The 18,419-nt window shown below is 45.9% G+C and carries 16 protein-coding genes and 1 pseudogene; 10 read left to right on the forward strand and 7 right to left on the reverse strand.

Annotated elements, in window-relative coordinates; genetic code table 11:
- Positions 1-209 precede the first annotated feature (209 nt).
- From RIB93_RS04115 to RIB93_RS04130, 4 genes are all read left to right on the forward strand, one after another.
- Complete coding sequence (locus tag RIB93_RS04115; protein ID WP_446370545.1) at positions 210-1,097, forward strand: mechanosensitive ion channel family protein; 888 nt, start codon at positions 210-212, stop codon at positions 1,095-1,097.
- 20 nt (positions 1,098-1,117) lie between these two features.
- Positions 1,118-1,702, forward strand: a complete 585-nt coding sequence (locus RIB93_RS04120) for a pseudouridine synthase (protein ID WP_446370547.1) — start codon at positions 1,118-1,120, stop codon at positions 1,700-1,702.
- Positions 1,703-1,845: 143 nt separating this feature from the next.
- Positions 1,846-3,996, forward strand: a complete 2,151-nt coding sequence (locus RIB93_RS04125) for a serine/threonine phosphatase (protein ID WP_446370549.1) — start codon at positions 1,846-1,848, stop codon at positions 3,994-3,996.
- Between the two features lie 607 nt (positions 3,997-4,603).
- Entirely contained in the window at positions 4,604-5,830 is a 1,227-nt protein-coding gene (locus RIB93_RS04130) for a protein kinase domain-containing protein (protein ID WP_446370551.1), read from the forward strand.
- A 54-nt stretch (positions 5,831-5,884) separates the two neighbouring features.
- On the opposite strand, the gene RIB93_RS04135 is transcribed toward RIB93_RS04130, so the two are convergent.
- Both RIB93_RS04135 and cimA read right to left on the reverse strand, forming a co-directional pair.
- The gene (locus RIB93_RS04135) at positions 5,885-6,103 is read right to left on the reverse strand and encodes a DUF4327 family protein (protein WP_446343381.1); all 219 of its coding nucleotides are present in this window, start codon (positions 6,101-6,103) and stop codon (positions 5,885-5,887) included.
- A gap of 343 nt (positions 6,104-6,446) precedes the next feature.
- Positions 6,447-8,159 carry a citramalate synthase gene (gene cimA / locus RIB93_RS04140; protein WP_446370553.1) on the reverse strand — a complete coding sequence of 571 codons (1,713 nt, stop codon included), beginning with the start codon at positions 8,157-8,159 and terminating at the stop codon, positions 6,447-6,449.
- 82 nt (positions 8,160-8,241) lie between these two features.
- On the opposite strand from cimA, the gene RIB93_RS04145 reads away from it, so the two are divergent.
- Positions 8,242-8,583 carry a 2Fe-2S iron-sulfur cluster-binding protein gene (locus RIB93_RS04145; protein ID WP_044206986.1) on the forward strand — a complete coding sequence of 114 codons (342 nt, stop codon included), beginning with the start codon at positions 8,242-8,244 and terminating at the stop codon, positions 8,581-8,583.
- Positions 8,584-8,887: 304 nt separating this feature from the next.
- On the opposite strand, the gene RIB93_RS04150 is transcribed toward RIB93_RS04145, so the two are convergent.
- Entirely contained in the window at positions 8,888-9,169 is a 282-nt protein-coding gene (locus RIB93_RS04150; RefSeq protein ID WP_446370555.1) for a DUF433 domain-containing protein, read from the reverse strand.
- 431 nt (positions 9,170-9,600) lie between these two features.
- Between RIB93_RS04150 and RIB93_RS04155 the strand changes: the two genes are divergently transcribed.
- The 3 genes from RIB93_RS04155 (at position 9,601) to RIB93_RS04165 (ending at position 12,438) form a co-directional block, all read left to right on the forward strand.
- Positions 9,601-10,197 carry a hypothetical protein gene (locus tag RIB93_RS04155; protein ID WP_446370557.1) on the forward strand — a complete coding sequence of 199 codons (597 nt, stop codon included), beginning with the start codon at positions 9,601-9,603 and terminating at the stop codon, positions 10,195-10,197.
- Between the two features lie 219 nt (positions 10,198-10,416).
- Positions 10,417-11,625: a hypothetical protein gene (locus tag RIB93_RS04160; RefSeq protein ID WP_446370559.1), complete on the forward strand. Its 1,209-nt coding sequence runs from the start codon at positions 10,417-10,419 to the stop codon at positions 11,623-11,625.
- Between the two features lie 6 nt (positions 11,626-11,631).
- Entirely contained in the window at positions 11,632-12,438 is an 807-nt protein-coding gene (locus RIB93_RS04165; RefSeq protein ID WP_446370561.1) for an ABC transporter ATP-binding protein, read from the forward strand.
- A gap of 147 nt (positions 12,439-12,585) precedes the next feature.
- Here the strand turns inward: RIB93_RS04165 and RIB93_RS04170 are convergent, their stop codons facing one another.
- Positions 12,586-13,371 carry a response regulator transcription factor gene (locus RIB93_RS04170; RefSeq protein WP_446370563.1) on the reverse strand — a complete coding sequence of 262 codons (786 nt, stop codon included), beginning with the start codon at positions 13,369-13,371 and terminating at the stop codon, positions 12,586-12,588.
- A 456-nt stretch (positions 13,372-13,827) separates the two neighbouring features.
- On the opposite strand from RIB93_RS04170, the gene RIB93_RS04175 reads away from it, so the two are divergent.
- Complete coding sequence (locus RIB93_RS04175; RefSeq protein WP_446370565.1) at positions 13,828-14,673, forward strand: transglutaminase-like domain-containing protein; 846 nt, start codon at positions 13,828-13,830, stop codon at positions 14,671-14,673.
- 99 nt (positions 14,674-14,772) lie between these two features.
- Here RIB93_RS04175 and RIB93_RS04180 read toward each other — a convergent pair whose 3' ends face one another.
- The 3 genes from RIB93_RS04180 to RIB93_RS04190 all read right to left on the reverse strand — a co-directional run bounded on the left by RIB93_RS04180 (position 14,773) and on the right by RIB93_RS04190 (position 17,584).
- Positions 14,773-15,270 carry a GNAT family N-acetyltransferase gene (locus RIB93_RS04180; protein WP_446370567.1) on the reverse strand — a complete coding sequence of 166 codons (498 nt, stop codon included), beginning with the start codon at positions 15,268-15,270 and terminating at the stop codon, positions 14,773-14,775.
- 24 nt (positions 15,271-15,294) lie between these two features.
- The gene (locus tag RIB93_RS04185) at positions 15,295-15,585 is read right to left on the reverse strand and encodes a type II toxin-antitoxin system TacA family antitoxin (protein WP_446370569.1); all 291 of its coding nucleotides are present in this window, start codon (positions 15,583-15,585) and stop codon (positions 15,295-15,297) included.
- A gap of 337 nt (positions 15,586-15,922) precedes the next feature.
- Positions 15,923-17,584, reverse strand: a complete 1,662-nt coding sequence (locus tag RIB93_RS04190; protein ID WP_446370577.1) for a PhnE/PtxC family ABC transporter permease — start codon at positions 17,582-17,584, stop codon at positions 15,923-15,925.
- Positions 17,585-18,031: 447 nt separating this feature from the next.
- Here RIB93_RS04190 and tnpA point away from each other — a divergent pair.
- Positions 18,032-18,419 (forward strand): annotated as a pseudogene (gene tnpA / locus RIB93_RS04195) (IS200/IS605 family transposase); the annotation flags it as partial.

Below are 18,419 nucleotides of genomic sequence, written 5' to 3' on the forward strand. Positions count from 1 at the left end.
CTACTATTTACTCTCAGCCAAGACACCAGATAAAGAGGGACAATTCCCACCACCAGTGAAACATCCTTAGCTCATGCCAGAACGAGACGCTAGATTTAACCCGATTATCTCAGCATTTTAGCGGAATTTTAGCAAAATTTTGCCATCGGCATAAACCAGATTCCCTATAGCTGCTAAGTTAACAGGAGAAATATGTCCATGATCAACCTGTGAACCGTCTTATTCAACAAATCCAATCCAGCTTGTTCAATCTCCTTGGCTCTGCTATTGAGGTTTTGCCCGGGCTTATCGGCGGAGTGATCATTCTCCTGTTAACTCGCTACACTGCCGAGGGTACCCAGCAAGTCACCGCTAAGATAGGAGAGCGTACCATCCGTAGCTCATCGCTGCAAATGCTGCTAGCAAAAACGACGTATGTGACAACATGGGTCGTTGGCATTTTAGCCGCTAGTGTGATTGCCTTTCCGGGCTTACGGCTAGGTGACATTATCGCGGCGCTGGGGTTGGGTTCAGTCGCCGTTGGTTTTGCCTTTCAAGATATCTTCAAAAACTTCTTAGCTGGGGTGCTATTACTGGTGCAAGAACCGTTTCGCCTCAATGATCAGGTGATTATTGAGGACTATGAAGGAACGGTGGAGCGGATTGACATCCGTACCACCCAAATTCGTACCTATCAAGGCGAACGAATTCTCCTGCCGAATTCAACAGTCTTTACCAGTGCGGTGCAAGTCAGAACCGCCTACGGACAGCGACGAACGGATTTAGGTGTTGGAGTTGACTATAATACCCCCTTGTCTGAAGCGGCTGAACTGCTCGAGCAAACCATTACTCAGGTGGAGGGTGTCTTGTCCCAGCCTTCACCAGAAATCGATTTAGTCAGCTTTGGCGACAGTTCCATTGATTTCGTTGTCCGCTATTGGACGTTACCCCAGCAGCAACGAGTCCGTCAGGTGCAAACTCGATCGATTATGGCGATTAAAAAAGCCTTTGATCACGCCGACATTAATATTCCATATCCTATTCGCACGCTTTACTTCTATGACCAGCAACGGTTCAATGATTATTTACCCCCGTCCCCAGATGAAGCTTCTAACTGACAACGGTTAAGATTGAATATGTGTATCGATACCTTTTGTTCTACAAACCCTACGATGTCTTAAGTCAGTTTACGGATAGGGAGGACAGTCCCCGTCGAACGCTCAAAGACTATATTCCGGTGTCGGAGGTTTACCCCGTCGGACGCCTTGACCGAGACAGCGAGGGATTGCTCTTGTTGACCAATCATGGGCGCTTGCAGCACCGTCTCTCTAACCCGCGCTTTCGACATCCCCGTACCTATTGGGTGCAAGTGGAACGTATCCCCGATGAAGCTGCCTTGAATCAATTACGCCAGGGTGTAGTGATTAAAGATTATCAGACCAGAAAAGCTCAAGTGCAGCGATTACCACAAGAACCCGATCTACCCCCCCGCGATCCCCCGATCCGCTTTCGCAAAACTGTACCGACTTGCTGGTTAGAAATCACCTTGACCGAAGGGCGAAACCGTCAAGTACGGCGCATGACAGCAGGGGTGGGATTTCCCACCTTACGATTAATCCGGGTCGCGATCGCTCATCTGCGTCTGGATGGGTTGCAACCGGGTCAGTGGCGTGATCTGACGCCCCCGGAACTTGTCTCTCTCCAGAAACTGGTGAAGTTTTGAGAAAACCCTTGTAGAGACGCGCTATGGCGCATCTCTACACTCCCTTAAAAGCTGCAACCTTTGATTCTGGCGTGGCAAACTAGATGGCAGCTAGCTTATAATCCCAGCCTTAGAAACCCGATAGGAATTGAGGAAGTTCCGTTATGTTAATTTGTCCCCAGTGTCATTTTGAAAACCCGAATACTCACAAGTTTTGTCAGCGATGTGGAACTTCCTTGATCCATAAACTGTGTCCTGAATGCGATACCCAAGTTCCCGTTAATGCTGAAACCTGCCATAATTGCGGTGCGTTTACGGGAACGGTTTGGTGGGCAATGATTGCCAAAGAGCCAGAGTATGGCGTAACCTCAACCCCTAATCCAGAACGTTCCTCAACTAATTCTGAGTCAATCGCTAGCCCTGCGGATCTAGAGTCATCAGCCCAGGGGACACAAACGAAGGAAAGTGAAGTAACGTCTGCCGAAATTCCCGATGATGCCAAAACCGATTCTGAGGCTTTTTCTCAGGAAACGGATCAGCCAGACACGGCAAAGAGTCCGACATTGATGGCACAATCAACGGTTGAACCCGATCCAGAGACTCAAGCCTCATCGATAGCGACGTCTGAGGCAAGTTCTGCTTACAATGCTCACTCGATCGCCTATCTGGATGCTCAACAACGTTACCGACTCATCGAACCCCTAAATCCCGACATCTTAGCGAATGCCCCCGCCGGATCGGAAACGTTTGTCAAAGTGTTGGACTGCCAGCCCTTTCAGAAATCACTTCTGGAAGCCCTACTGGAGCAACAATCAGAGCAATCCCCGTCCCAATCCTCACCAATCCTGGGAATTCCGGCGATCGCACAACCCTATTTGGCGTTGAAACAAAACCATTATCCGACTGTGCCAGAGGTTCATGATGCGTGGCAACAGGATAATCAGTCAGTGATGTTGCTCGAAGATCGCTCAAGCTGGCAGCTTCTCAGTGACTTGTGGGGCAGTGAAACGTTATCTACCTTACAGCTATTGTATTGGCTCGATGAAATGGCAAGACTTTGGCAGGCACTTGAACCTTGGAATTGTTGCCAAAGTCTATTAGAAATTACCAATTTACGAGTTGATGAAGACCAGGTGCTGGGGTTAGAGCGCCTCTATCATGATTCTGAAGATGATCCACCCCTGTTAGAGGATTTGGGGCAAATGTGGCGGCTGCTATTTAACCAGTCGCAACGGACTCAACTGACCTCATTGGGGACGGTATTTCGGCAGATGTGTACCGAGGAAATTACCACGATTGACCAATTACGATCCGAGTTAGAAGCGATCGCTCACGCTGAAGAAGAGGCACAAGAAGAACAGGCAACGGCAGTTACCTTAGAGAGGGAGGAACCCCTGTCTGACGAGGAAATCAGTTTTCTGGAAATGCCCACAGCAGACGTCGTGGGGAGCTACGACGATGGTGGTCCTACGGTTGTTCTACCCATGCAATTACTCAGCCTTGACGATGTTGGCTGCACGGATATTGGTCGTCAACGAGATCACAATGAAGACTGCTTTGGGATTCAGGCGCAGGTGAAAAAGCACGAAACCCCCATAGGTCGAACCTTAGACGCTCGCGGTCTTTATATTCTCTGTGATGGAATGGGTGGACATGCTGCCGGAGAAGTGGCGAGTTCTATGGCGGTGGAGAAGCTGGAGGCGTATTTTCAAGACCATTGGCAAGATGAGTTACCCACAGAAGAAAGTATTGGCGAAGCGGTACGCCTAACTAACCAAAACATTTATGATGTCAACCAACAAAATGCGCGATCAGGCAGTGGTCGCATGGGGACAACCTTGGCAATGATGTTGGTTCAGAATACCAACGTCGCGATCGCCCATGTGGGCGATAGTCGTCTCTATCGGTTAACCCGCAAAGGTGGTTTAGAGCAACTCACCGTAGACCATGAAGTCGGTCAACGGGAAATGAAACGCGGCGTGGAAGAAGCGATCGCCTATTCTCGCCCGGATGCTTATCAACTCACTCAAGCTTTAGGACCACGCAGCGACCAGTTTGTTACTCCTGACATCAATTTTTTGGAACTGAATGAGGATACCTTATTCGTTCTGTGTTCCGATGGGTTGTCCGATAATGAACTTATCGAGAATAACTGGCAGACCCACCTGGCTCCTTTGCTCAGTTCTCGCGCTAACCTTGAGCAGGGTATCCTACAGTTAGTTGACCTAGCCAATGAGCAGAATGGTCACGACAACATCACCGCCATACTCATCCGAGTAAAAGTGCGACCTAATTTTCAGCAACGGAGTTGGTGATTGATGATTGGTCAAATGCCTGTTTGTACATCATTTTGGGAAACGGGGAACAGGAGCAAGGAATTGAGGCAAGATTGCAAGGGATAGGGGAGCAGGGGGAGCAGGGGGAGCAGGGGTGCATGTAGAGGCGTTCCGGTGGAACGTCTGGCAGAAAAAATTAAATTAGGGCTTATGCGAGCAGTATTGGCAGGCTACCAACAGCCCTAGTCGAAGCTGTAAGTAAACCTCAATGTCCGGCTATGGGGGAATTGTATTAGTTTTATATATAGCTGTCGCCATCAAGGTTAGGACAGATTAAATGGCTGAAACGATTACGTACCAGTAAGAAACCTTTTGCCTTCTGCCCTGGAACCTTCTATCTTCTGCTATGGCAGGTGCATCGGTAGGTTCATCAAGGACTCAGAGGAATCCTAATCCCGAAAAAGGACGGGAGCGACTAACTTTAATTAAGGACTAGATTATTTTTTATGCCACGAGTAACAGTAATCCGTCTAACTAATAAACCACGGATACCAAACCGGGCTTCAAGAGCCAGAGTTTGGCTCAAGGGACTCCCGCCAAGACATTGAAACAAGCCCTGTGAGTTAAGGACAAAAAACTGAGGACTATGGTCACGCTGACCCTTCTACATCCGCAGGCATCCACTCCATTACAAAAGTGGAAATTCCACAACCAGTCTACAATTCGTATTGGTCGATCGCCAGATAATGACGTGATTCTAAACAATCCGTTAGTATCTCGGTATCACCTCGAATTGAGAGTCACCGTCGTCCAATCTGGACATAAGTGGCAGTTGGTTAATCAGGGAACCAACGGCACGTTTCTGAATGGAGTGCTGGTATCACGAGAGGTACTCCCGAATCAGGGCTTGATTCGGCTGGCTCGAGAAGGACCAATGCTCAAATTTGAACTGAACCCGGTTTCTGTGCCAAATTCTGGCTTAGTCTCGCCAACGCCTAAATCTAAACAGTCCTGCACTCACCTGGGCAATCCACCCGGTAATTTATTTTGTATTCACTGTGGTCAACCTTTAGTCCCTGTACAACGAGTTATCCGCCACTATCAAGTCCTGCGAACCCTGGGACAGGGAGGAATGGGGACAACCTATCTCGCCTGGGATAATACAGGCAAAATCGAGGGACGCCCGACGTTACTCGTCCTCAAAGAAATGAATGCGGATGTGGCACAAATTGCTAAAGCCCAAGAACTGTTTGAGCGAGAGGCGCGTGCCTTACAAGCCCTGCATCATCCCGGAATTCCTGAGTATTATGACTTTTTTGTCGAAGGGGGTAAAAAGTATTTGGCAATGGCGCTCATCCACGGACAAGATTTGGAGCAACGGATTTTGATGGCTGGACCGGTTACTCCAGATCAAGCCGCTGAGTGGATGATTCAAACCTGTGATGTTCTAGATTACATCCATTCGAGCGATCCGCCCTTAATTCACCGGGATATTAAACCTGCGAATCTGATTGTGCGTCATCGAGACAACAGCATAGTTGTCCTTGACTTTGGCGCAGTGAAGGAGATCGGGACAATGCCAGGAACTCGAATTGGTGCTGAAGGATATAGCGCCCCCGAACAAGACCGAGGGACTCCAGTCACTCAATCCGATCTCTATGCCATTGGTCCGACCCTGATTTTTCTGTTAACTGGGATGACTCCCCTTAAATTTTATCGCCGCCGCAGTTTGGGCTATGGATTTGACTTGTCCAAAGCCCCCACGATTACTCCCGCGTTACGGGAAGTAATCGACCGGGTATGCCAACTCAAAGTGTGCGATCGCTACCAAACGGCGAAGGAGCTTGCAAACGCCTTAGACGCTTGTCGCTAGAGCTTCTGCTGGCGCGATCGCTTCGCTATTAACGGTTCAAAGACGTCAGAACATCTATTCTTCATCCCATGCTTCCACGGCGAGTAAATCACCAATTGGATCTTGCATGGTGAAGCCAAATTCGATGAGTTCCTTTTTCCAGAACGACCAGTCGTCGCCATATAGCAGGGCGATTTTCCATATACTGTCGCTGGGTTTGATTATCTTGGATTCCACGAGTGAACGCACCTGACGCTGCATCTTCACCATGGGGTGAGTAACTTGCTGAGTCATACTCTCAATTTTCTCGAAATAACTTTTGCAAATGCTTGGATCAAAAAAACGCTTCCTGTTATTTATTTTTGCCGGTTCGTAGAGTTGGCTCTCGGCAAGGAAGCATTACCCTACCCTTATAACCCATCCGAGGACATTTACGCAACCCTTTTTAGAAAAATGTACGGAAATCACTACCATTGCCCCTGGAATGGCTGCCGTTAAGGGAAGGGGGAGCATGTAGAGACGTAGCATGCTACGTCTGGGAGCTGGGGAAGAAAAAATTATAGCTGTCGCTAAAAAGGTTAGGATTTCTTTATGGGTTAAGAGAATCTAAGCCAACTGACTTAGATTCTTCTATAGTTCACACCTTCTGTTCAACCGCTGTCTTCACAGCAGACTGTAACAACAGACCATATTCAATCCCCTCAACCACGGCTTGATAAGACGCTTCTAGAATATTGGCAGAAACACCCACTGTCGTCCAGCGCTGCTTGCCATTACTCGATTCCACCAGCACACGAGTTTTTGCTGATGTGCCAGCCGCACCATCCAGAATCCGCACTTTGTAGTCGGTCAGGTAAAAGGTTCCTATCTCTGGATAAAATCGCACCAGGGCTTTCCGTAACGCGGCATCCAGTGCTGACACGGGTCCATTACCTTCAGCCACTTCTAAAATATCCTCACCATTAACCGTAACCTTAATTGTCGCCATCGCATTACTGTAAGGCGTGTCGATACCTTGAAGCATGTCACTGTGAACTTGAAACCCTTTCAGTTCAAAATGCTGCTGCTTCTGCCCCAGGGCGTCTCGCATCAGTAAATCAAAACTGGCTTCGGCGGCTTCAAATTGATAGCCCTCATTTTCCAACTCTTTCAGGCGTCCTAAGATTTGGCGACAGGCGGCGTCTTGTTTGTGGAGTTCATGTCCAAAACTCTTGGCTTTTGCCAGAACGTTACTGAGTCCGGATTGGTCAGAAATCACAATCCTTCGCTGATTCCCCACCTGTTGGGGCGGAATATGTTCGTAGGTGAGTGGATTGCGTTCAACGGCGGAAACGTGAATCCCACCTTTATGGGCAAATGCCGACCGACCTACAAATGCTGCATGGTCATCAGGGGCAAGGTTTACCACTTCACTAATGGAACGACTAACTTGAGTCAGTGTGGCTAATTGTTCTTTTTGCATACAGTGATACCCTAGCTTGAGCTGTAAGTTAGGAATCAAGGAACACAGATTTGCATTACCACAGCGTTCACCATAGCCGTTCATCGTTCCCTGAACCATACAGACGCCTTCCACCACACTCATCAACGCATTCGCCACGGCGGTATCGGAGTCATTGTGGGTGTGAATGCCCAATCGAGGCGAATGTAGAGACGCGCCATGGCGCGTCTCATCTGGTTCTGTTGTTGGTGATAACGTTGGTTCAAAACCCGCCCTGCCTTGGTTTTCAGGGTTGAGTTCTAAACGTTCAATCACATCTCGGACGATTTGACCAATTTCATGGGGTAGAGTTCCACCATTGGTGTCGCAAAAGACTAACCATTCAGCCCCTGCATCCATAGCAGTTTTAAGGGTTTTCAAGGCGTAATCTGGGTTATTTTTGTACCCATCAAACCAATGTTCGGCATCATAAATCACTCGCCGCCCTTGACTGTGAAGGTATTCTATAGTATCGCGAATCATTGCCAGGTTTTCGTCAAGGGTAGTACCTAACCCTTCCGTGACATGGAGATCCCAAGACTTACCAAAGATAGTCACCCAATGTGTCCCTGCTGCCAAAATTGCTTGTAGCATCGGATCATCAGCCGCCGTTTTATGAGGGCGTCGCGTTGAGCAAAAGGCGACAATTTCTGCTTGGGTTAAGGGTTCTTCTTTGAGTCGCCAGAAAAATTGCACGTCTTTGGGATTCGCACCGGGCCAACCGCCTTCAATAAAGGGAATCCCTAATTGGTCGAGTTGTCGGGCGATGCGGAGTTTGTCTTCGATGGACAAGGAGAGTCCTTCACGCTGGGAACCATCCCGCAGTGTTGTGTCGTAAATCCAGATGGGGGTGGGGGTTTGAGAAGTCATAAGTAAGGATACTTGTGTAAGTTGTCAAGAAATGTAAACTAGAAAAAGTAAGGGTGTAGTCACTACGATAGATAAATCATCAATGCCTAAAGTAACAGCTCAAGGGAAAACGTTTTCATGTGACCCAGGCAGTAATTTACGCAAAGTTTTGCTGGAGCATGGTGTAGCGCTTTACAACGGCAATGCCAAAATTATCAACTGCATGGGGATTGGTAGTTGTGGCACTTGTGCGGTTGAGGTAGAAGGGGAGGTTTCAGAAGCGAACTGGAAGGATAAGGCAAGACGTTCTCTTCCGCCCCATTCTCCCACAGCTAATCGTCGTTTAGCTTGTCAGACTAAGGTTTTGGGTGACGTGCGGGTGACGAAATATGATGGCTTTTGGGGACAAGGGGAGGATGTTGTTTGGACATCGGAAGGAAGATGAGGGAGATGAGGGAGCTGAGGGAGCTGAGGGAGCTGGGGGAGCTGGGGAAGCTGGGGAAGCTGGGGAAGCAAGAGAATGCTCTTGCGGATAGCTCTTTATTCTCTATTAAGTAGAGAACACAATACAATAACGAGGTAGAAATGCTAGTTGATTTAGCGTGTGAATTGCTTGTTTAAATCTCAAATGTAAACACTATACGTTTTGCATCTTGCCCTTAATTCAGATCACTTTTCGCTTTTTTAAGTCTATATCGTTAAGATGTAAAGAAGTTGGTTTCCAAAATAAACATGAATAAAAATATCAGTCATACGTTACGAACTCGTGGATCAATAAGTTCGTCTGGAATACGGTTGCGTTCTATGTATTCATTGATTTCTGACTGATGATCCAGATAATAGCTGAGTGCATCAAATACTTGTGATAGACCAAGATGGGTTAACCGCTGAGGAATTTCCTCCGGCGAAACTCCGATACGCCACATTTCTACTATTGCCCTGACTGGTGTGCGGGTGCCTTTGATAATGGGTTCGCTATTGAGTATTTCGTCATTTCTGACAATGTGACAGTGTTCCGTTAACCTTACCATTAATGATTACTCCGTGAAGGGGAAATCTCAGATCAATTTTAGCTTTACATCGTGTCATTTTTTTTGTTTTTGGGTTTCGGCGTGAGGCGAGACGAAATCATCCTCTAGATTACCCAAGTTGTTCGAGGAGGGTGGGAGGTGCAGGAAATAGGGTAGTACCTAACCCTTCACTGACATGGAGTTCCCAAAATTTACCAAAGTATAGTCACCTAATGTGTCCTTACTGCCAAAATAGCTGGTAGCATCAGATCATCAGCCGCCGCTTTATGAGGGCGTCGCGTTGAGCAAAAGGCAACAATTAGACACGTTTCAATCTAAGTACCTGGACATAAATTCTGTCCGCTGTACTAAGAAATATTAACAAGCCTCAACTCTTTACCGTTCCCTGTTCCCTAATCTCAACCGTTAACTTTAATTTTGTGCGACTACTTATGTCATCAAACATTGAAAATCTATCAAAATTAGAACAAGACGTTCAACCTAGCCCTTCTACGTTTCGCCTCTCTCCCTTAATTCGGATTACTCTTTTGAGTTTATACGTGGCGCTAACTGTACCTTTACCCTTTTTAGCCCAAGTCTCTGATGCTCCCGTACCGCCAGCATTGCTGTGGGGAGGAATTAGTTTGGGGCTATTAGCGCTGTATGGGGCGTTGAGTGAACGAGTTATTGTGGATGATGAGAAAATTCAGGTGACTTATCCGAAATGGGTTCCTCGTTTTTTCCGTAAGGGTTGGGAGTTACCTTGGGCGGATGTTAAAAATTTAAAAATGCGGACGACGGGACAAGGGGGATTAGTTTACTATTTTGTAAGCCAGTCATCGGAGCAGGCGTATTTACTACCTATGCGTGTGGTGGGTTTTGCTCGGTTAGTTAAGTTGGTGGAAACGTATACAGGTATCGATACCACTGATATCCGTCCCTTGGCACAACCTTGGATGTATCTAATTTTGTTAGGATTAACGCTGTTGCTATTACTCGTAGATGGTTGGACAATTTGGACGGTTTTTAGCCAAGGTTTAATCCCTTGAAAAATGTTTATAATTGTAAAGATTTAACCACGGATGATGTCGGCAAGCTGTCATGCATTTAAATTGGGTATTAGTAGCGAGCAAGATGCAAAGCCTGCGGCATGGCTTCGCTAAACGCACTACGGCAAGGATTGCGCCATTATTGATATTAAGGTTTAAATGCCGAACAGCTTACTAACTGGAAATGCTAATCCATCAGTTTTTTGCTCCTGATACAAAATGAATTCAAATCAAGACTATATGCATAATTTTGCTATCAAAAAGCAAGAAATTATGGAATTAGTTAATGCATTAATTAATAAACAGAAAATTAGTGATAAATCATCAAAATCTCGTCAAAATATTCTTAATGAGATTTCTAACATTTTAGTATTTATTCAACGAATTGAAAGACTAAGTATAAAAAAGAAGCAAGTGGACAGAGGACATGAACCCAGAGTTCTAGAACTTACCAGTATACTTGAAGTTTTAATTCCAGCGGTTAAATCGGTTGTGGATGACAAAGCGGGTATTTCTCTGGTCAAACAGACCCGAATTAGGCTGTTGCGATCGCTCCGCCGACACGAACCATTTTTCCTAATCCTTAGACGCTCAATTTTTAATAGTTTTATTGACGTTTACTATTTAGATTCAGTTCCCACTAAAGTTATTATCGGACTATGCTTTCCTTTTTCGTTTGCCGGAATTATTGCGCTGATTTCTTCAGTTTATTTTTTGAATTATGGAACTCAAACCTCAGAACTATCCCAAGTTAGTCAATCGTTGGAGACAATTAGCAATGAACGTGAAGAACTAAAACAAAGGTTAGCCGATATGGAGGCACCACAAAGAACGTTAAGTTCATTAGGTGCGAACAGCCGTCCAACTCCCATGGAAGAAAGAATTCGCGAGATTGAATCAACCTTGGCATCCCTCGATAATCAGGTCAAGGAACAACTTCAATTAATGCAGGAAAAAAATCAACCAGATAAACAATTAACCATCACCTTGCCCTTTGGTTTGGAAACCATTTCTTTATCGCCAGAAGATTCTCAAATTATTTTCCGAGTGTTTGTGGTTGGTGCATCGGGAGCGTTGGGAAGTGTAGTCAGTATTTTAATTCGACTCAAGGAGTTTGATGTAGAGTTTCGAGAAATTCTAGATCCAGTGATACCCTTTTTAATCGGGGCGTTTAAGCCAATTATTGGGGCATCATTTGGTGTTTTTATGTACACCCTGATTAGTTCTGGACTGATTCCCCTGGATACGAACCCAACTGATGCTACTGGTAGAAAAGAAGAATTATTTTATTTTGCGATCGCGTTTACCGTGGGATTTAGTGAACGGTTAGCCAAAGATGTGATTGCCCGGGCGGAAACGACGGTAAAACTGGGAAACGTTAAAGAAATCCGAGAAATAAGAGAAATAGAGGAATCAGGAGAACAATAAGTAACCATGAACTCGCCCACGGTATCTGATGATTCATTATCCCCGACGCTGGCTCAACTCCAACTCAAACAAGTGAGTTTAGTGACAGCAGCTAAAGGCGCGATTCCAGCAACACCTATTCTCAACGATATTTCTTTTGACGTAGCCAGAGGCGATCGCATAACCTTAATTGGTCCCTCTGGTGCAGGAAAAAGTTCACTGCTGCGGCTGTTAAACCGATTGAATGATCCCACCAGCGGTACGATTTATCTGGATAATCAAGATATTCAAACCATTCCCGTACTACAGTTACGACGGCAAATTATGCTGGTTTGCCAAGAACCGAAGCTATTAGGAATGACGGTACAGGAGGCGCTAGCTTACCCATTGGTATTACAGCAGCTAGGAAAATCCGCGATTGCACAACGGATTCAAACCTATCGGAAAAGGCTGCACATCCCAGAAGATTGGCTAGAACGCACGGAATTACAACTTTCAGTGGGACAGCGACAACTGGTTGCGATCGCACGGGCTTTAATTTGTCAACCCAAAATTATCTTACTGGATGAACCGACATCCGCCCTTGATGTGGGGACAGCTTCTCATGTTTTGGGTGTCTTAGCTGACATGGCGAAGCAGGATCAAATTACTGTGTTAATGGTCAATCATCAGTTAGACATGGCTCAACTCTTCTGTAATCGGGTATTATATCTCCAGACAGGTCAGCTTAGGCAAGATAGATCCGCTACTAATTTGGACTGGAACCTGTTACGAGAGTCTCTAGTTCAAGCCAAAGCACAAGCGGCACAAGAATGGGAAGTGGAAGAGTTTTGACCGCTCACAACCTTCGAGGAAACCTGGTTTGTAGGGGCGGGTTTAGGGACTTTCTTATCGCGATTGATGATAACGTTTGTACAAAACCCGCCCTTACTCAATTTTGACCGAACTCCCTTATCCCCCTGTACCCCTACACAAAGAACACTATTGTCGCCCAGCGGTACTCGCAGCTACGGGTGCAACATCTGGTCGAGACGTTGGATAATTATGATCTGCTTCTCCTTCAGTTGATTGGCTGCGTTCGAGCATTTCTGGATTAAATCGATAACCCACATTCCGCACCGTTTGAATTAAACTGGGTTGTCGGGGATCAGTTTCAATTTTTTTGCGTAGTGAGAGGACATGGGTATCAATAGTACGGGGATTATCAATCGCATCGGGCCACGCCCGACGGAGTAATTCAGAACGACTTAAGGGCAATCCTTCTGCTTGAGTAAGAACGTAGAGTAAACTAAATTCCTGAGGCGTTAAATCAACAAACTCCCCTTTGTAACACACCCGGCGCTGAACTAAATCAATTTTGAGATCACCATATTCCAGCGTCATTGGTACAGCCGTCATCCGGATACGTCGAATCAGCGCCTCAACTCTTGCCAGAAATTCCTGCATCCCAAAGGGTTTGGTTAGATAATCATCGGCACCCGCTTTTAACCCTTGGACGATATCAACTTCATGATTACGGGCAGACAGCATTAAAATTAACGAATGTCGCTGCTGATGAATCCAGCGACAAAACTCTACCCCGTCACCATCGGGTAAGTCAGAGTCGAGAATGACGAGAGTGGGTTGGCGATTATAGAATGTCTCTCTGGCTTGATAGAGGGTGGCAGATTGATAAACCCAATAGCCAGCTTGCTGTAAGTGCCAACCTAGCAGCGATCGCAAATGGGGGTTTCCCTCGATAATCTGAATACTAACCGATGCTCCCACGGCATTTTGTTTCCTTTTTCGGCATTGTTACTTAGGTTAACAAAGCTAATGTCAAGATTTTGTAACAACTGTTACTCTCGTGTCCCATGGCGGCAAATAGAGCTGGGGGAGATGGGGGAGTTCACTCAAAACGATCCCTGTTGCCTGTTCCCTGACATTAAGACGTAGCTTGCTTCTCGCGCTCTTCGAGTATGACGATTCCATCAAGAGTTGGAGTGTAGCATTTTGTGTTACGCTAAATTTTCAAGCATCCATCTGAGCCAATCTATCGCTATCGTCCTCTATTATGTATGCAAAAAAATGTCTTATGTTCAATAAAGAGTTTGTTTTGACCAAACTATAGTCTATGGAGTTCGCGATAACACTATTCCTTTAGTTAGATGACTTTAACTACAAAATAATGGCAGATTGACTGTACTATGGAAAAACCCAAACAAATCCTCGTTTAGATTAATTATGAAATTCAAGCTGGGCTGTAAATTAAATTACAGTGTTGCGGCAAGCAGCACTTTTATTTTTAATCTCAGCGTTGTTGAGAAAAAACATCAAATAATTCTGCAAGAAAGCTTGCAAATTGAACCATCCATCGATTATGAGGAGTATGTTTCTCCTCGGATGGAAAACCGATATCTACGAGTCTACCCACCCCAAGGTGACTTACAGGTGTCCTATCAAGCAACTGTGGATTTATTTTATCGGGATGAAGACCCCAGTTCGATTCCAGAAAATCCTCCAGATAAGTTACCGTTAGAAACGTTACATTACCTTTATCCATCGCGTTACTGTGAGTCAGATCGGCTGATGCGTCTGGCACAGAATGAGTTTGGTAATTTGATTCCTGACTATTCCCGCGTCACGGCTATCTGTAATTGGATTTACGATAACGTCACCTATTTATCAGGTAGCACTAATCAACATACCTCGGCTTACGATACGGTGACAGAACGAGCGGGGGTTTGTCGAGATTTTGCCCATTTGGGGATTGCGTTTTGTCGGGCGTTGAATATTCCGGCTCGCTTTGTGACGGGATATGCTTATAATTTGGAACCGCAAGATTTCCATGCCTATTTTGAGGCGTATTTAGGCGATCGCTGGTATTTATTTGATCCTACCCGACTCGCCCCCTGTAATGGGTTAATTCGTATTGGTATCGGGCGCGATGCGGCTGATGTCGCGTTTGCCACTATTTTTGGTGATGTTCAGATGAACTATAAAGATGTGTTTGTCGAAGCGGTTCCGGATCAGGATGGAAAAACACCTGATCTACCTGACTACACCAATCGTGCGATCGCGTTAATATAATACATTGAAAGGCATAGGGCAGAAGGCAGGAAGGAGGTTATTTATCTAGTTTCTAACGTAGGTGAGGTACAGATGTTTCCCCAGCGCGTCTTTATTCATTCAAATAAGATTCTTTTTTATGTCAGAAAGTTTTACCATGACCGTTAAAGGATGAATTGGAGAAGGCATAAAGCCGCAACGTTCCACGTAAAAATCTTTCACATTTTCGTTAAGGGCATGAATTAGAATCGCTCTAATCCCTAGTATCTCCGATGCTTGTAGAGTACGCTTTACAGCATCTTTGATCATTCCCAGACCAATTCCCTTTCTTTGATGACGAATATCAACAGCCAGTCTACCCATTACTACAACTGGGATTGGATCGGGCATATTTCTTCTGATTTTGCCTGGAGCTTCAATATGGGAAACCTGACCATTAGCTAGACAGTAGTATCCTACTACTTTGTTTTCACAGCAGACTACATAAGTACGTGATGAACCAAGGGTTTCATTGTTAAGAGCGCGTGTTTTTAACCATTGATTTAAGCTTATCTCGCCACAATCAAATGACTCTAGATCATGGGTTGATTGAATAGGTTCGGGTGGGGTATACTTCATGAGGTAATTACTACAGAATAATAATTATTCCCAAGGAGATTTTGCCTGAAGCAATTGATGTAACTTTTCGTTTTTCTCTGGTGGCTTATCAAGAGCTTGATTAAAAGCCTTCCACTGGTCATCATTAAGGCGGAACAATCTCCAATCTAGTAATGCCTCTTCTGCTACTCGATAGGCTGCGTCTAACATGAAAGCACTCCGAGTCTTGCCACAAACAGATGCCGCTGTGTCTATGAGATCAAGCTGATTGGGTTCAACTCTCATATTGATGACAAGGGAGCGCTTGTCTTTATTGGTTTTATCAAGAAACGCCATAGTTACTCTTACTTTATAGTTTGATGATGTTATCTATGTGTGTACATTGTATATACAAAAAGCATAATAGTCAACGACTATAGCACTATGGAGATGCGTTAGGACATCAGTTGCTCCCAATAGGCAACAGGCAACAGTAAAGAATGTCCCAACCTGAATGGTACTGGCTGGTATGCTGGTGGGCAATGCCCACGATGGCGGACTGACACAGCTAAAATTGTGGAATAGATTTGACGTTTAAACCGGGCGCACGCCATGCGCCCCTACAATGCTAATCCATGAAATAAGGTGTGCCACGCCACTACTTAATATTAAGGATTTCGGCGATCCAACAAGTTTATCGCAATGATCGCCGACTGATTCCACTCACCCAATCCACGAGAACTGTCAGCATAATCAAACAGGCGATAGTGGTAACAATACCGGGCGCGTCAAAACTACTCAATTGTTCACTCAATAACCGCCCTAATCCACCCGCCCCCACTAATCCCACAATTACTGTTTCTCGCATACAGACTTCCCAACGATAGAGACTATACGCCAGAAAACGGGGTAATGTCATCGGCAGCACCCCATATAAAAACACCAACGCAGCGGGGGTTCCCTGAGCTTTCAAGGCTTGTAACGGGGGTTGGGGGAGATTTTCCGTCACTTCTGCCATCAGCCGCCCTAAAATCCCAAAATTGTGCAGCCCCAACGCGATCGCACCCGGTAAAATACCTGGAAATAAGATAAACAGCGCCACTAACGCCCAAATTGGTGCAGGAATTGCCCGACACACCAGTAAAATCGCCCGTGTGAGTAAAAAGGTAATCCATACCCAAATTTTCTCGCCTCGCCCTCTTCCATGACGACTGGGATTGAGTAATCCTCCAGGTAGGAAAAAATTACGAGTTGCCGGAAACGAGAGTAAAATACCACCCATACCCGCCAGTGCGATCGCGAGAATGGACATGGATAGGGTTTGGGTTGATAATCGGACTAATTCTGGCAATTGTCCCCAGGTTATATCTGGTGGAAAGGATACGGTTATCGCATCCACCAATAATTTCCCAGTGCGGGGTGACCAAAGTTGAGTAAAGTCAGGATGGACATACCAAAAGCAAAAGGGGATGAGTAGTGCCCCAGCGATACCCGCCAGAGTAATCAATGGATCACGCTGATATAATTTCCGCTTAGACTTAGAACCCTGATCAGCATTTAAATCCAGCCGACTGCTACAGCCTAAGCGATCGCGTAACCAAGCGCTACTCAAATCAACCATCCCATTTAAGATAAATAGGGCATAGAAAAACGTCCACAACTGTTGATAACGCAGCGACTGTAAACTCAGAAAAATCTCATATCCCAATCCCCCAGCCCCAATAATTCCCAACACCGCCGCCGAACGAATCGAACATTCAAAGCGATAAAACGTATAGGAGAGAAGATTTAAAAAGGCTTGGGGAATCAGCGTATAGAGAAACGCGGTTAAGGGTGCAACCCCACTATTGAGCAGCGTAATTAGAGGTTGACGGGGAGTCTCATCCAGAATTTCGGCAAAAACCTTCGCCACCACCGCCCCAAAGGGAATCGCGATCGCTAAAATGGCGACTAAGGGATCAAGTCCCCAAATATTCAAAAAAAACAGTCCCCACAGCATTTCGTGAATCGCCCTGGGAACCGCCAAAAATCCCCGCAAACTCAACCAAATTTTAGCAGGGTGTCTCTCGATTGAACCCTGAGAAACCGCCAACCACCACACCTCAGAGGTGAAGATTCCGCCAACGATTCCCAGCACCACACTGAGAAACGTACCACAGACGGCATAGGCTAACGTGGTAAGCGTCGCCTCTAAGGTTAATTGGAGAAACTCAGGGCTTAACTCCGGCTGTAGACTAGCTTGGAGAAATCGCCCCAATAAGGAAAATCCCCCTGGATTCAAGATATCCTGTCCCCAGATACCCGCCTGGTAAAGAGAAAGTGCGATCGCGCCGATAAATACTAATCCCCAAGCCATTTGTGGGTTGAGAATTGGGGGACGAGATAAGGGCTGAGGTTTCACAGGATGATGATCGCGAAGCTGGGGGAGATGAGAGTGAGTTTGAGATAACGTTATCATCAATGGCGAAATGCAATACCCTCAACCTATCCCTACAAACCAGGTTCCCTTCAGGGCATCAAAGGGTCAAAACTGCCGTTTTTCTGTCTTTAGTATGAAGAAAATTGTAGCGGTTTATTGCGACTATGGGAAAGTATGCCCAGAGTCTCACCAACCGCTTAGGGTTGAAACCCAAGGAACCAAAAGCTCAAGTCAGCTAAAGCTGACCGAAAAATAGGGGGAGTTTGAGGGGGTGGAACGCAAGCCCCTGTCATTACTATGCACGGGGATAAGTTTCACCCCCTCAAATAAACAATTGAGCGACAGCGAATCATTATATGGCAGCCATGTTGTATAATGATTGCCATGGACAGGAAGTTTAAGTCTAACAGCAACATCGTTTACTCCTGTAAGTACCATTTAGTCTAGTGTACGAAGTATCGTCGCTCTGTTCTGATTAATGGGGTTGACACTCGTCTCAAGATTATCTTGCAGGAAGTCGTCAATGAGACATCAGGAGAGATTCTGGAAGTAGAGATAATGCCCGATCACGTTCATGTTCTCGTTGAGATAGATCCGCAGTACGGCATCACTAAGCTGGTGAGAATTATGAAAGGGCGTTCTTCTCGATACCTCAGGCAAGAATTCTCGTGGCTCAAAAGTCGAATTCCGACACTGTGGACAAACTCCTATTTCGTTGCCACTGTAGGGGGCGCACCATTGAAAGCGGTCAAAAAGTACATTCAAGCTCAAA

Origin of the sequence: Coleofasciculus sp. D1-CHI-01 (assembly GCF_040218875.1) — a bacterium.
Classification (GTDB): Bacteria; Cyanobacteriota; Cyanobacteriia; order Cyanobacteriales; family Coleofasciculaceae; genus Coleofasciculus.